Source organism: Caballeronia sp. INML1, assembly GCF_023631085.1.
Classification (GTDB): Bacteria; Pseudomonadota; Gammaproteobacteria; order Burkholderiales; family Burkholderiaceae; genus Caballeronia; species Caballeronia turbans.
On record NZ_JALQDT010000013.1, the window covers coordinates 75,694 to 90,154 of the forward strand.

The 14,461-nt window shown below is 63.6% G+C and carries 16 protein-coding genes; 14 read left to right on the plus strand and 2 right to left on the minus strand.

Annotated features, from left to right (window positions below):
- Positions 1 to 3: 3 nt before the first annotated feature.
- From nikC to ltaE, 14 genes are all read left to right on the plus strand, one after another.
- Positions 4 to 915, plus strand: a complete 912-nt coding sequence (nikC, locus tag NCR38_RS05790; protein WP_250476554.1) for a nickel transporter permease — start codon at positions 4 to 6, stop codon at positions 913 to 915.
- Positions 905 to 1,777 carry an ABC transporter ATP-binding protein gene (locus tag NCR38_RS05795; protein WP_061117541.1) on the plus strand — a complete coding sequence of 291 codons (873 nt, stop codon included), beginning with the start codon at positions 905 to 907 and terminating at the stop codon, positions 1,775 to 1,777. The genes nikC and NCR38_RS05795 overlap by 11 nt, the downstream gene beginning before the upstream one ends.
- Positions 1,774 to 2,532, plus strand: coding sequence for an ABC transporter ATP-binding protein (locus tag NCR38_RS05800; RefSeq protein WP_061117540.1), 759 nt, complete (start codon positions 1,774 to 1,776; stop codon positions 2,530 to 2,532). The genes NCR38_RS05795 and NCR38_RS05800 overlap by 4 nt, the downstream gene beginning before the upstream one ends.
- A gap of 277 nt (positions 2,533 to 2,809) precedes the next feature.
- Positions 2,810 to 3,202, plus strand: coding sequence for a DUF1992 domain-containing protein (locus NCR38_RS05805; protein WP_061117539.1), 393 nt, complete (start codon positions 2,810 to 2,812; stop codon positions 3,200 to 3,202).
- Entirely contained in the window at positions 3,199 to 3,810 is a 612-nt protein-coding gene (gene tadA, locus NCR38_RS05810) for a tRNA adenosine(34) deaminase TadA (protein WP_250476555.1), read from the plus strand. The genes NCR38_RS05805 and tadA overlap by 4 nt, the downstream gene beginning before the upstream one ends.
- Positions 3,804 to 4,727: a muramoyltetrapeptide carboxypeptidase gene (gene ldcA / locus NCR38_RS05815; RefSeq protein ID WP_250476577.1), complete on the plus strand. Its 924-nt coding sequence runs from the start codon at positions 3,804 to 3,806 to the stop codon at positions 4,725 to 4,727. The genes tadA and ldcA overlap by 7 nt, the downstream gene beginning before the upstream one ends.
- A 297-nt stretch (positions 4,728 to 5,024) precedes the next feature.
- On the plus strand, positions 5,025 to 5,771 hold the full coding sequence (locus NCR38_RS05820) for a GntR family transcriptional regulator (protein ID WP_250476556.1): 747 nt from the start codon (positions 5,025 to 5,027) through the stop codon (positions 5,769 to 5,771).
- Positions 5,772 to 6,126: 355 nt separating this feature from the next.
- Positions 6,127 to 7,620: an NCS1 family nucleobase:cation symporter-1 gene (locus tag NCR38_RS05825; RefSeq protein ID WP_250476557.1), complete on the plus strand. Its 1,494-nt coding sequence runs from the start codon at positions 6,127 to 6,129 to the stop codon at positions 7,618 to 7,620.
- 63 nt (positions 7,621 to 7,683) lie between these two features.
- The gene (locus NCR38_RS05830) at positions 7,684 to 8,418 is read left to right on the plus strand and encodes an aspartate/glutamate racemase family protein (protein ID WP_250476558.1); all 735 of its coding nucleotides are present in this window, start codon (positions 7,684 to 7,686) and stop codon (positions 8,416 to 8,418) included.
- Between the two features lie 134 nt (positions 8,419 to 8,552).
- Entirely contained in the window at positions 8,553 to 9,503 is a 951-nt protein-coding gene (puuE, locus tag NCR38_RS05835) for an allantoinase PuuE (RefSeq protein WP_250476559.1), read from the plus strand.
- Positions 9,500 to 10,024, plus strand: a complete 525-nt coding sequence (uraD, locus tag NCR38_RS05840; RefSeq protein WP_250476560.1) for a 2-oxo-4-hydroxy-4-carboxy-5-ureidoimidazoline decarboxylase — start codon at positions 9,500 to 9,502, stop codon at positions 10,022 to 10,024. Before puuE ends, uraD begins: the two co-directional genes overlap by 4 nt.
- A gap of 53 nt (positions 10,025 to 10,077) precedes the next feature.
- The gene (alc, locus tag NCR38_RS05845; protein ID WP_250476561.1) at positions 10,078 to 11,088 is read left to right on the plus strand and encodes an allantoicase; all 1,011 of its coding nucleotides are present in this window, start codon (positions 10,078 to 10,080) and stop codon (positions 11,086 to 11,088) included.
- Entirely contained in the window at positions 11,088 to 11,591 is a 504-nt protein-coding gene (locus NCR38_RS05850; RefSeq protein WP_250476562.1) for an ureidoglycolate lyase, read from the plus strand. The genes alc and NCR38_RS05850 overlap by 1 nt, the downstream gene beginning before the upstream one ends.
- 103 nt (positions 11,592 to 11,694) lie before the next feature.
- Complete coding sequence (ltaE, locus tag NCR38_RS05855) at positions 11,695 to 12,699, plus strand: low-specificity L-threonine aldolase (RefSeq protein WP_250476563.1); 1,005 nt, start codon at positions 11,695 to 11,697, stop codon at positions 12,697 to 12,699.
- Positions 12,700 to 12,756: 57 nt separating this feature from the next.
- On the opposite strand, the gene NCR38_RS05860 is transcribed toward ltaE, so the two are convergent.
- Both NCR38_RS05860 and uraH read right to left on the minus strand, forming a co-directional pair.
- The gene (locus NCR38_RS05860; protein ID WP_250476564.1) at positions 12,757 to 13,950 is read right to left on the minus strand and encodes a urate hydroxylase PuuD; all 1,194 of its coding nucleotides are present in this window, start codon (positions 13,948 to 13,950) and stop codon (positions 12,757 to 12,759) included.
- Between the two features lie 81 nt (positions 13,951 to 14,031).
- Entirely contained in the window at positions 14,032 to 14,385 is a 354-nt protein-coding gene (gene uraH / locus NCR38_RS05865; protein ID WP_250476565.1) for a hydroxyisourate hydrolase, read from the minus strand.
- Positions 14,386 to 14,461: the final 76 nt, after the last annotated feature.

Consider the following 14,461-nt stretch of genomic DNA (forward strand, 5'->3'; position numbering starts at 1 on the left):
CAGATGAAACCGGCGCGATCGGGTTTGCGCACGTGGCTTCTCACCGATACGCCCGCGTCCCCGCGCCAGGCCGCGCTCGGCCGGGCTTATCGGCGCTGGCGGCGGTTCTCGTCGAATCCGCTCAGCATGCTCGGACTCGCGATCCTGCTGCTGCTCGTCGTGGTTGCGGCAGTCGGGCCGATACTCGTCTCGCAGGATCCGTTGCAGCAAGTGCTCGCCGAACGTCTCACGCCGCCCGGCGCGGCGCACTGGTTCGGCACCGACCAGCTCGGCCGCGACATTCTCTCGCGGCTCGTGCACGGCTCGCGCCTCACGCTGGCCATCGCCATGCTCGTCGTCGTGCTCGTCGTGCCGGTCGGCCTCGCGATCGGCACGGTGGCGGGCTACTGCGGCGGCATCGTCGATACGGTGCTGATGCGCGTGACCGATGTTGCGCTCGCGTTTCCGAAGATCGTGCTCGCGCTCGCGTTCGCCGCCGCGCTCGGGCCGGGCGTGCTCAATGCGGTGATCGCGCTGTCCATCACCGCATGGCGGCCGTATGCGCGACTCGCGCGCGCGGAATCGCTGCGGCTCGCGCGGGCCGATTACATCCACGCCGCGCGTCTGCAAGGCGCATCGCACCTGCGCATTCTGCTGCGCTATATCGTGCCGCTGTGCTCGTCGTCGGTGATCGTGCGGGCGACGCTCGACATGGCCGGCATCATTCTCGCCGTCGCGGGACTGGGGTTTCTCGGCCTGGGCGCTCAGCCGCCGAGCCCGGAATGGGGTTACATGGTTGCGGCGGGCCGCAATGTGTTGCTCGACGCGTGGTGGGTCGCGACGATTCCCGGCCTCGCGATCCTCGCGGTGAGCCTCGCCTTTAACCTGCTCGGCGACGGTCTGCGCGACGTCTTCGATCCGCGTCATGGAGGCTGACTTGTCCGACGCGCTGGCGCATATCGACGAGCTGGAAGTGGCCTTCACGGGCCACGACGGCGCGCTCATGCCCGCGGTGCGCGGCGTATCGCTGACGGTGCGGCGGGGCGAGCGGCTCGGCATCGTCGGGGAATCGGGATCGGGCAAATCCCTGACGGGGCGCGCGTTGCTCGGGCTCTTGCCGCCCGAGGCGAAATGGTCCGCCAAGGCGCTGCGCTTCGAAGATCGGGACCTGCTCGCGATGCGCCCCAAAGAGCGCCGCCGCTTGTGCGGCACACGCATGAGCATGATCCTGCAAGACCCGAAGTTCTCGCTCAATCCGGTGATGACCGTCGCGCAGCAGATGCGCGAAACCTTCGTGCGGCAAGGCGTGAAAGAGAGCCGGCGCGTGCTGCGCGAGCGCATCGTCGCGGCGCTGGAAGCGGTGCATATCCGCGATCCGCAGCGCGTCGCGGATGCATATCCGCATGAGCTTTCAGGTGGCATGGGCCAGCGCGTGATGATCGCGATGATGGTCTCTGCCGGGCCGCGCCTCTTGATCGCCGACGAGCCCACGAGCGCGCTGGACGTCCTCGTGTCGATGCAGGTGCTCGCCGTGCTCGACGAGATGATCGAGCGCCACGACACGGGGCTCGTGTTCATCAGCCACGATCTGCCGCTCGTGATGTCGTTTTGCGACCGCGTCGCGGTGATGTATGGCGGACGCGTCGTCGAGACGTGCGCGGCGCGCGATCTCGCGCACGCGACCCATCCGTACACGCGCGGGCTGCTCGAAGCGAATCCGCCGCTCGATAATCCGCCCGACGAACTGCCGACCTTGCGACGGGACCCGGCGTGGCTCGATGAAAGGACGACGCGATGATCGACATCGAGCGCGCCTGCATCCGTTTCAAGACGAAGACCGGCCACGTCGACGCGGTGCGCGACGTTTCCCTGCGCGTGGAAGAGGGTGAAGTCTTTGGGCTGGTCGGCGAATCGGGCAGCGGCAAGTCGACGCTGCTTCGCGCGCTCGCCGGACTGACGCCGCTCGCGGGTGGCAGCATACGCATCGGTTCGCGTCCCGTCAGGCGCGACGTGCAGATGGTGTTTCAGGACCCCTACGGCGCGCTGCATCCGCGCTTCACGGTCGACAAGACCTTGCGCGAGCCGCTCGCGATCAACGGCATCGGTGACGAAGACGCGCGCATCCTCGATGCGCTCGGCGAAGTCGGACTCGGCCCGGCGTTCCGCTTTCGCTATCCGCATCAGTTGTCGGGCGGCCAGCGCCAGCGCGTGTCGATCGCGCGGGCGCTGATCGTCGAGCCGCGCGTCCTGTTGCTGGACGAGCCGACCTCCGCGCTCGACGTGTCCGTGCAGGCCGAGATTCTGAACCTGCTTCGGCGTCTGCACCGCGAGCGCAAGCTGACGATGATTCTCGTGAGCCACAACCTCGCGGTGATCGGCTTTCTCTGTCAGCGCGTCGCGGTGATGCGCAATGGCGAGATCGTCGAGCAACTGGACGTGGACGCGGTGCGCTCGCGCGATGTCGCGCACGAATATACGCGCCGGCTGCTTCTCGCGACGGAGGGCTACACGCGCGACAGCGCCACGCGTCTGGAGCGCGAGCCGGGCACGTAGTCATCGTACAAGCACAGTTGCCACGAAGCAGTCAACGAATGTTGCGCAAACGACGCATATGGACAGCGATAAGCCCCGTATACGGTGAAGCGCCGCGAACAGGCGTGCGTCGCCCGAAAACCTCGCGGCAGCCGCTGATAGAATAGGGCTTGGATTGTCGAGACGTGCCGAACAACGCGCGAGCGTGGTTTTCCGGCTGCCTTCCGACTTCGAGCTAACCAACGGAAATCGTGACAGACCGCGCCCGTTCGCGGGTGAAAGCCGGTCGTAATCCCCGATGAAATTGCTAGATGCTTTGGTCGAACAGCGGATCAACGAAGCCGCTGCGCGTGGCGAGTTCAACAACCTGCCGGGCGCGGGCGCTCCGCTGCACTTCGACGACGACGTCCTCGTGCCCGAGGAAGTGCGTGTCGCCAATCGAATCCTCAAAAATGCGGGCTTCGTCCCACCCGCCGTCGAACAGCTGCGCGCGTTGCGCGGGCTGCAGGAAGAGTTCGACAAGGTGACGGACCCCGCGGCCCGTTGTCAGTTGCAAGCCAAGATGCTCGCGCTCGACATGGCGCTCGAATCGCTCCGTGGCGGCGGCTGCGTGCCGCATGAGTACCGCCGGCGCATCGCCGAGCGGCTCTCCGAGCGCGCACAGTCGCGCGTGGCGGTGGAAGTCAAGTGATCGGGACACCGGACGCGCCGGAGCCCGCGCCCAGCGCTGCCATCGCCGATCCTTCAAGCGAACGCGATCGCCGCTTCATGGCGCTTGCGCAAAGCGCCGCCGACGAAGCCCGTCGTGCGGGCGAAGTGCCCGTGGGTGCGGTGATCGTGCTGGGCGATGAAGTCATCGCCACGGGTTTCAATCATCCGATTCGCGGACACGATCCGTCCGCGCATGCCGAAATGGCCGCGCTGCGCGCCGCCGCCCAGAAGCTCGAGAACTACCGTCTGCCGGGCTGTGAACTCTATGTGACGCTCGAGCCGTGCCTGATGTGCGCGGGCGCCATCATGCACGCGCGGATTGCACGCGTCGTCTTCGGCGCGACGGACCCGAAAACGGGCGCGTGCGGCAGTGTCGTCGACATGTTCGCGAATGCGCAGCTCAATCATCACACCATGGTGACGGGCGGCGTGCTGGCAGACGAATGCGGGCACGCGCTCAAGAATTTCTTCGCCGAGCGCCGCCGCCTGGCACGTGAAGAGCGCGATGCGCGCCGTGCGCGCGAAGCCGGCCTGCTCGCCGCGACCGATACCTCCGATCCGACAACGAATCCAACGACAACATCGTGAAATCACGCACCATCGACCTCGTCGCGCCCTCGGGCTATCCGCACGATCCGGCGGCTGTGGAGCGCGCCCTCGGACGCTTGCGCAGGGAAGGGCATCGCCTGGAGAACGTCAATGCCACGCGGCGGCGCTTTCAACGCTTCGGCGGCACCGACGCCGAGCGTGCGGCCGACCTCAACCGGCTCGCGGACGCGTCGCGGCCGTTGCCTGACATCGTACTTGCCGTGCGCGGCGGCTATGGGGCATCGCGCATTCTGCACGGACTCGACTATCTCGGCCTGCGCAGACTCGCCGATCAGCCGGTCGCCATCATCGGTCACAGCGATTTCACGGCGATCCAGTGCGCGCTCTTTGCGCACGCCGGCGTGAAAAGCTTCGGCGGCCCCATGTTCGCAGGCGATTTCGGCGCCGAACAGGTGAGCCCGTTCACGATGCAGCACTTCTGGAACGCGATATCGCATTCTAGTTTCACCGTGACGAGCAACACGCCGCAGCGCCAGTCAGTGGACGCGACCGGCACGCTGTGGGGCGGCAATCTCGCGATTCTGGCCTCGCTCGTCGGCACGCCGTATATGCCGCCGATCGACGGTGGAATTCTCTACGTCGAAGATGTGAACGAGCATCCGTTCCGGATCGAACGGATGATTTATCAGTTGCATCAGTCGGGCATGCTCGGCCGTCAGCAGGCGATCGTCATGGGCGAATTTTCGGGCGGCCGGCTTTCGGATTACGACAACGGCTATTCGCTCGACGCGATGATCGAGCAGGTCAGATCCGTGATCGGCATTCCTGTGGTGACCGGGTTGCAGTTCGGACACGTGGAAAATCTTCTGACGCTTCCTTTCGGAGCGACGGCGCACCTCGTCGCGACCGAGCGGGGATTTACGCTGAAACTGTCCGATTACCCGCATCTGGCCTGACTTGAGCACAAAAGGCGCTCCAGCGAGCGCCTCTCTTTTAATGGATATGTGCAACTAACGGTCTTAAAGTGCACCATCCGGAATTCAACTACACCCTAAATCAGACGCATGAATTGTCGACAAAAAAGTGCCGGCAATGCTGACAAAAACGTGTGAAATTGGCGCAGAGGCCTGCCGGAGCTGGCTCGCAGGCCGATGCTCTGCCTAAAGAACCGCTTCGAGACCTCCGGTTTTGAAATGAATTGTTGACAATCTTTATGTCGATTCTAAGATGCTTAACATGCAAGCGAGCACATCATGTCCGACGCCAAATGTAGTGCTGCATCCGATGCTTCACCGGTCGCTCCGAACGGGGCGAATGCCGAGTCGATCGCCGAGAGCATCCGCGCCGCGATTCTCGAACATCGGTTGGCGCCAGGCGCGAAGCTGACCGAAGCGCAGTTGTGCGAGGTGTTCGCAGTGAAGCGCGGCACCGTCCGTCAGGCACTCGCGCAACTGTCGAACGAACGGCTCGTCGATCTGGAGCCGAACCGCGGCGCCTTCGTCGCAAGTCCGTCGCTGCAGGAAGTGCATGAGGTGTTCGAGATGCGCCGCATCATCGAGCTGGCGGTGGTGGAGCGGATTGCGCAGGGACACGGCACGCGCCGGCTGAAGTCGATCAGTGCGACCATCGGCAAGGAGCGCCGCGCATTCGAGAGCCACGATTTTTCTTCGTGGATCCGGCTGTCCGGCGAATTTCACACCGAACTCGCGGCGCTCACCGGCAATACGGTGTTGTGCGAATGTCTGTCGGGACTCGTCGCGCGCTCGACGCTGATCTCGGCGCTGTATGAGTCGCTCGGAAAGAGCTCGTGCTCATTCGAGGATCACGAAGACATTCTTGCCGCGCTCGATGCCGGCGATGCAGCGAAAGCCGGCGACCTGATGGCGCAGCATCTGCGCGATGTCGAGCTGAAGATGCTGGAGCGGCCGGCGCGTGGCGCGGTCGATTTGAAGGAAGTATTCACAAGGCCCGCCGAGCGCGAAAGGGCGCTCGATACGTAGGCAGCAGTGACAGTGCAGATCGCAGAATCTGCCATCGGCTGAAGATAGCAGCACTAAATAATCGAAGACCGTGCTCGCGCCCCGCGCCGGGCGCGCGGAGAGTCGCACGCGCAAAAAAATCAGCAGCGTGCACTGCATCGAACACGACGCTCATGTGAGCGTGAGATGAAAGTCGCCGCAGGGCGAGCGTGCCGGGCCATGTGCTCGCGCGCTTCTGGCGTGACGCCCCAAAGCGAAAACGCAAATCCGAAGAATGCCGCGCTGATTCGAAATGTCAGCGAAGGTGTCCGATCGAAGCTCGTCACAGCAGCATTTGCAGTTTTTTCTTACGCAAGCAGCCAATGAAGGAGACGTCATGGCCCAGTTCAGTGCACCCGGCAGTTCAGCCTTGCCGCAATACGAAGAGCAGACAGCGGAACACGATCCGAATCTACCCGCCGGTTACAGCGACCGCCTTTACAACGAAGACCTCGCCCCGCTCAAGAACCAGACCTGGGGCGCATACAACATCTTCGCGTTCTGGATGTCCGACGTGCATAGCGTCGGCGGCTATGTGTTCGCGGGCAGTCTCTTCGCGCTCGGCCTGACGAGCTGGCAAGTGCTGGTGTCGTTGCTGATCGGCATCGGCTTGGTGAACGCGTTGTGCAACATGATCGCGAAGCCGAGCCAGGTGGCCGGCGTGCCGTATCCCGTCGCGTGCCGCGCCACGTTCGGCGTGCTCGGTGCGAACATTCCAGCCGTGATCCGCGGGCTCATCGCGGTCGCGTGGTATGGCATTCAGACGTATCTGGCTTCGAGCGCGCTCGTCATCGTCGTGCTGAAGTTCGTGCCGTCGCTGATGCCTTACGCCGACGTGCACAAGTACGGCTTCGTGGGTCTGTCGGCGCTCGGCTGGGCGGGCTTCATGCTGCTCTGGGTGCTGCAGGCCATCGTGTTCTGGCGCGGCATGGAGATGATCAAGAAGTTCATCGACTTCGCAGGTCCGGCCGTCTACGTCGTGATGTTCCTGCTCGCCGGCTACATGGTGTGGCGCGCGGGCATCAAGAACATCGGCCTGAATCTGGGCGGCGTGAAGTATCACGGCATGGAAGTGATTCCCGTGATGATTACCGCGATCTCGCTCGTCGTGTCGTACTTCTCCGGCCCGATGCTGAATTTCGGCGACTTCTCCCGCTACTGCAAGAGCTTTCGCAGCGTAAAGCGCGGCAACTTCTGGGGCCTGCCGGTCAACTTCCTGGCGTTCTCGCTGGTGACCGTCATCACGACCGCGGCCACGCTGCCGGTGTTCGGCCAATTGATCACCGATCCGGTCGAAACCGTCGGCCGCATCGATCACCCGACCGCCGTGATTCTCGGCGCGCTGACCTTCACGATCGCGACCATCGGCATCAACATCGTGGCCAACTTCGTATCGCCGGCGTTCGACTTCTCCAACGTCGCGCCGAAGCTCATCAGCTGGCGTATGGGCGGCATGATGGCCGCGACCGCGTCGATCTTCATCACGCCGTGGAACCTGTTCAACAATCCGGCGGTGATCCACTACACGCTGGATATTCTCGGCAGCTTCATCGGACCGTTGTACGGCGTGCTGATCCTCGACTTCTATCTCGTGAAGCGCGGCAAGCTCGCGGTGGACGATCTCTACTCGGTGTCCGAAGAAGGCAAGTACTGGTACACGAAGGGCGTGAACCGCCGTGCGGTGATGGCGCTCCTGCCGGCCGCCGTCATCGCGGTTCTCTGTGTGATGCTGCCGTCGCTCGAAGGCGCCGCGAACTTCTCCTGGTTCATCGGTGCGGGCCTGGGCGCGGTGTTCTATTACTTCCTGGCGGATCGCAAGCGTCCGGTCTGACCCATCGCCTATAACACACGATAGAACCTGAGAGAACCTTCCAAAGCAGTGTGGAGAACAGCAATGCGCATCAAACTGATCAACCCGAACACGACGCAGCGCATGACCGATTCGATGGGCCGCTGCGCCCGCGAAGTCGCGGCGCCCGGCACGGAGATCGTCGCCGTGAGCCCGACGATGGGCCCGCCGTCCATCGAGGGCTATTACGACGAAGCGATCGCCTCGCTCGGACTTCTGGCGGAAGTGGAAGCGGGAGAAAAGCAGGGTTTCGACGGTTACGTGATTGCCTGCTTCGGCGATCCGGCCCTTTACGCCGCACGTGAATTGGCGCGCGGTCCGGTGATCGGCATCGCGGAAGCGGCGATGCACGCGGCGAGCGTGATCGCGCCGGGATTTTCCGTCGTCACGACGTTGCAGCGCACGGTCGGCATGGCATGGCATCTGGCGGAGCGCTACGGCATGACGCGCTTTTGCAAAAACGTTCGCGCGACCGACGTCCCCGTGCTCGAACTGGACGTGCCGGGGTCGCCCGCGCGCCAGACGATCATCGACGAATGCCGGCGCGCGCTCGACGAGGACGGCTCGGATGCGATCGTCCTCGGCTGCGCGGGCATGGCGGAGTTCTGCCGCGAGGTGGAGGACGCGATCGGCGCGCCGGTGGTCGAGGGTGTGACGGCGGCGGTGAAATGGGCGGAGGCGTTGATCGCGCTGAAACTCCACACCGCGAAACGCGGCGACTATGCGCGCCCGCTCGCGAAACGGTATGAGGGCGTGCTGTCGGATTTCAGCCCGCGCTGATCGCGTTTCCGAAGGACACATACTCCCGACGTGACCCGGATTATCTGCCCTGATGTATGGGCGCGTCCGGGTCTTTTAGCTACACTCGATCGTCAACAATCCCGTTTTTTAAACGCTTGAGCTCAACGCTAGCCATGTCACTCGATCCGAACTATCCACGCGACCTGATCGGCTACGGCCGCCACCCGGTGCAGGCCAACTGGCCGGGACGCGCGCGCGTCGCCGTGCAATTCGTGCTCAATTACGAAGAAGGCGGCGAGAATTGCGTGCTGCACGGCGATCCGGGCTCGGAGCAGTTTCTGTCGGAGATCGTGGGCGCGGCGGCGTACCCCTCGCGGCACATGAGCATGGAGTCGATTTACGAATACGGCTCGCGTGCGGGCGTGTGGCGCATCCTGCGCGAGTTCGAAAAGCGCGGCATGCCGCTGACGATCTTCGGCGTCGGCATGGCGATCGAACGGCATCCGGAACTGGCGAAGGCGTTCGTCGAACTGGGGCATGAAATCGCGTGTCACGGGTATCGCTGGATTCACTATCAGGACATGTCGCCGGAGCGCGAGGCGGAGCACATGCGCCTCGGCATGGAAGCGATCGAGCGCGTGACGGGCGTGCGTCCGCTCGGCTGGTACACCGGGCGTGACAGTCCCAACACCCATCGGCTGGTCGCGGAATACGGCGGCTTCCTCTATGACTCGGACAATTACGGCGATGACCTGCCGTTCTGGACCGAAGTGGAAGTGACGGGCGGCGAGAAGAAGCCGCATCTGATCGTGCCGTACACGCTCGACACGAACGACATGCGTTTCGCGACGCCACAGGGCTTCAACACGGGCGATCACTTTTTCACGTATCTGAAGGACGCCTTCGACGTGCTCTACGAAGAAGGCGACGAAGCGCCAAAGATGCTGTCCATCGGCATGCATTGCCGCCTGCTCGGGCGTCCCGCGCGTTTCCGCGGTCTGCAGAAATTTCTCGATCACATCGAAAAGCATGATCGCGTGTGGGTCACGCGGCGTGTCGACATCGCGCGTCACTGGCGCGAGCAACATCCTTTCGAAAGAACCAACACCGGGACGGCGGCATGAAGGCGATGCAATACACACTCGACCAACTCAACACCATGCCCGCCGACACGTTCGTGACGGTGCTGGCGGGCATCTTCGAACATTCGCCGTGGGTGCCGGAAGCGGCGGCGAAGCAGCGGCCTTTCAAGGACATCGACACGTTGCACGCGGCGATGTCGCATATCGTCGAAAGCGCGGGCGATGACAGGCAGCTCGCGCTGATCAACGCGCACCCGGAACTCGCGGGCAAGGCCGCGGTGCGCGGCGAACTGACGGCCGAATCGACGCGCGAGCAAAGCGGCGCGGGCCTCGATCTCTGCACGCAGGAAGAATTCGACCGGCTGCAATCGCTCAATGCGCAGTATCGCGAGAAGTTCGGCTTTCCCTTCATTCTCGCCGTGCGCGGGTATGACCGTCACGGCATCATCGCGAACTTCGAAAAGCGCGTGAATCACGATCGCGCCGAAGAGCTGCGCACGAGTCTCGACCAGATTTACCGGATCGCGCGTTTCAGGCTGAACGACCTGATCCAGGCCGCGTGATTCCGCATCAACCGTAACCGAACTGAACGTAACGAAGAGCAAGGACGAAGACAATGGCAATTCCGACACTCGATCCCAACGCGCCCGAATTCACGCGCCGCTATGTGAATCTCGCGGACCCGCGTCTGGGCGCGCAGGCACTCGAGGCGAGCGACGATTTCTTCGCGCCGAAGGAACGCATGCTGAACCCGGAGCCGGCGGTGTTCATTCCCGGCAAGTACGACGATCACGGCAAGTGGATGGACGGCTGGGAAACGCGCCGCAAGCGCACGACGGGCTACGACTGGTGCATCGTCAAGCTGGCGCGTCCGGGCGTGATCAAGGGCATCGACGTGGACACGAGCCACTTCACCGGCAACTTCCCGCCCGCGGCGTCGATCGAAGGCGCGCATGTCGCCGAGGGGTCGCCGAACCAGTCGACGCAATGGACGGAAATCGTCCCCTCGACGACGCTCCAGGGCAACAGTCACCACTATCTCGAAGTCAAGGCCGAAGAGCCGTTCACCCACCTGCGCGTGAACATCTATCCGGACGGCGGCATTGCGCGTCTGCGCGTGTACGGCCAGCCGCAGCTCGACTGGAGCAACGCCGACCGCAACCAGCTCGTCGATCTCGGCGCGATGGAGAACGGCGCGTACATGGTGGGCACGAACAACCAGCACTTCGGTCTCGCATCGACGTTGCTGATGCCCGGCCGCGGCGTGAACATGGGCGATGGCTGGGAAACCCGTCGCCGTCGGGAGCCGGGCAACGACTGGTGTATCGTCGCGCTGGCGCAGCCGGGCGTCATCAAGAAGGTCGAAGTGGACACCGCGCACTTCAAGGGCAATTTCCCGGATCGCTGCTCGCTTCAGGCCGCTTACGTGAAGGGCGGCACGGACAGTTCCCTCGTGACGCAGGCCATGTTCTGGCCGGTGCTGCTCGGCGAGCAGAAACTGCAGATGGACAAGCAGCATGTCTTCGAGTCGGAACTGGCTGCGCTCGGCCCGGTGACGCACGTGCGCTTCAATATTTATCCCGACGGCGGCGTGTCGCGTCTTCGTCTCTTCGGCACCCTCGCATAATGAAAAAGCTCGAGATCGTTCCGTTGACGCGCGCCGCGTTCAAGCCTTATGGCGATGTCATCGAACTCGATGGCGCGAAGCAGATCCCGATCAACCTCGGCACCACGATCCGCTTTCACGATCTGTGCAACGTGGACGTGACGGATCAGGGCGGCCATGCGATCGTCAGTCTCTTTCGCGGGCAGCCGCGCACGCTGCCGTTCGAATGCAAGATGATGGAACGGCATCCGCTCGGCAGCCAGGCGTTCATTCCGCTCGACGACCGGCCGTATCTCGTCGTCGTAGCGCCCGCGGGCGATCTCGACGAGTCGAAGATCCGCGCGTTCGTCACGAGCGGCTGGCAGGGCGTGAACTATGCAAAAGGCGTGTGGCACCATCCGCTGCTCGCGTTGGGGAAGGTGAGCGATTACATCGTCGTCGATCGCGGCGGTGGCGAAGGGCGCAACCTCAACGAGCTGGATCTGAAGGAATCGCTGTGGCTGACGGAAGAGGCAATGCGCTAGGACGCTTCTTTCGGGCCAGGGAAGGACCGGTGCGGTAGGGCCGGTCCTTTTCCTTTTGGGGCGTTAAGATAAGCAGTTCTTTTCCGACGACCCCGACCCAACGATGATCGATCTGCGCAGCGATACCGTCACCCGTCCCAGCCAGTCCATGCTCGCCGCGATGTCGGCCGCCGATGTCGGCGACGATGTCTGGGGCGACGATCCCACCGTCATCCGGCTTCAGTCCACGCTTGCCGAACGCACGGGCAAGGAAGCAGGCCTCTTCTTCCCGAGCGGCACGCAAAGCAATCTCGCCGCGTTGATGGCGCATTGCGCGCGCGGCGACGAATACATCGTCGGGCAGTCTGCGCACACATACAAGTACGAAGGCGGAGGCGCGGCGGTGCTCGGGAGCATCCAGCCGCAGCCGATCGAAAACGCGCCCGACGGCTCGTTGCCGCTCGACAAGATCGCGGCGGCGATCAAGCCGATCGACAATCACTTCGCGCGCACGCGCTTGCTGGCGCTGGAGAACACCATCGGCGGAAAAGTGCTGCTGGCCGAGTACGTGGCGAAGGCGACGCAGCTCGCGCGCGATCGCGGCTTGTCCACGCACCTCGACGGCGCGCGCGTGTTCAATGCGGCGGTGGCGTCGGACAAACCGGTCAGCGCGTTGTGCGCACCGTTCGACAGCGTGTCGATCTGCTTCTCGAAAGGGCTGGGCGCGCCGGTCGGTTCGGTGCTGGTCGGATCGAAGGCGTTGATCGATGCCGCGAGCCGCTGGCGCAAGGTGCTCGGCGGCGGCATGCGTCAGTCGGGCCTGCTCGCCGCGGCGTGTCTGTATGCGCTCGATCATCACGTCGACGGCCTCGCGCGGGATCACGACAACGCTGCGTATCTCGCCGCCGGCCTCGCCCAGATCGATCAGATCGAAGTGCAATCGCACGCAACGAACATGGTCTTCGCGCAGATTCCCGAGTCGCATTGCGCACCGCTCGAAGCCTTTCTGAAAGAGCGCGGCATCCTCATGCAGATGCTCTATGCGTCGCGCTTCGTCACGCACCGCGATGTGTCGCGCGCGGATCTCGATAGCGTCATTCGAGCGGTGAAGGACTATTTTTCGCGGTAAATGAAAAATGCCCCGCTCGAAACATGAGCGGGGCATTCGCGCCTCGGAACGGCAGATTTATTCGACGGCGCCGCCTGCAAACCAGGCCGCCACCTTCTGGCGCTCGGCATCCGTCATCTGCGTGACATTGCCGAGCGGCATCGCTTTCAACGTCACGGCCTGCTGATGCACGCGCTGGGCGTTCTGCTTGATCTCCGCGGGCGTATCGAGCAAGACACCGGCGGGGGCGCTGCCCATCATCGTCGGATGCGCGGAGTGGCATGTCGCGCAACGCTGCTGGATGATCGGCTGGATGTCGGCGACCTTGATCGTCGGCGCGCCTGCGGCCTGTGCGACCGGCACGGTGGGCGCGGGCATCGTCCATGCGAATGCGCCGAGCACCAGCACCAGACCCGCGACCGGCATGTACCACAGCACCTGGCCGCGATGGCGCATCACGAAGAACTGGCGAATGAGCGCGCCCGCCAGCATGATCAACACGAGAATCAGCCAGTTGAACTTGTGCGTGTAGGTCATCGCGTAGTGGTTCGACAGCATCGCAAACACCACCGGCAGCGTGAAATACGTGTTGTGCACGGAGCGCTGCTTGCCGCGCTTGCCGTAGATCGCGTTCGGCGTCTCGCCCTTGAGCATCGCGGCGACCATCTTGCGCTGGCCCGGAATGATGACGAAGAACACGTTCGCCGACATGATCGTCGCGATCATCGCGCCGGTGATCAGATAAGCGGCGCGGCCCGCGAACACTTGGCACGCGATGAATGCCGCGATCAGCACGTAGATGCCGACGCAGATGCCGAGCAGCTTGTCGTTGGTGCCGAGTACGCGGCACAGCGTGTCGTACACGATCCAGCCGGCCATCAGGAAGCCGAGCGCGGCGGACACCGCGACGACCGGGCCCATGTCGAGCACGCTCTTGTCGATCAGATAGGTGCTCGGCGACAACAGATACAGCACCAAGAAGAGGCCGAAGCCCGACATCCACGTGGTGTAAGACGGCCAGAACGACCAGTGCAGGTTCTCGGGCATGTCCTGCGGCGCGACGGAATACTTCTGCATGTGATAGAAGCCGCCGCCGTGGACGTGCCAGAAATCGCCGAACACGCCGCGACGGCGCGCATTCGGATCCGTGGGCGGTTTCAGACTGTTATCGAGCGCAACGAAATAGAACGATTCGCCGATCCACGCGATCGCGACGATGACGTGCAGACAGCGCAATACGAGATTGAGCCAGTCGGTGACAAAGCCTTCCATGTACTCCTCCACTACCGATTCGTTATGCGCACATCGTCGAGTTGATGGGGACGGGCGCGATGTGCCTGGATGTCTTTTTTATTAGCTGCCGCGATACGTGCTGTACGCCCAAGGCGACACGAGCAGCGGCACGTGATAATGCGCGCCGGAATCCGCGATGCCGAAGCGCAGCACCACACGATCGACGAAGCGCGGTTCGGGCACGTTCACGCCGATCGCGGCGAAATAATCGCCCGCGTGGAACACCAGTTCGTATTCGCCGGTTTCGAGATCGGCGCCTTCGAGCAGCGGCGCATCGGCGCGGCCGTCGTCGTTGGTGTGGATGGTCTTGATCGCGCGGCGGACGTCGCCGTTGAGCGCGAACAGCTCGACTTTGATGTTTGCGCCCGGGCGGCCGTGCGCGGTGTCTAGGACGTGGGTGGTGAGCTTGCCCATTCGCAGTTTCCTTGAGTTGTGCGAGATCCGGCTTTGCGCATCGATCCGAAATTCGGCACCTTGAAACATCAGTGCG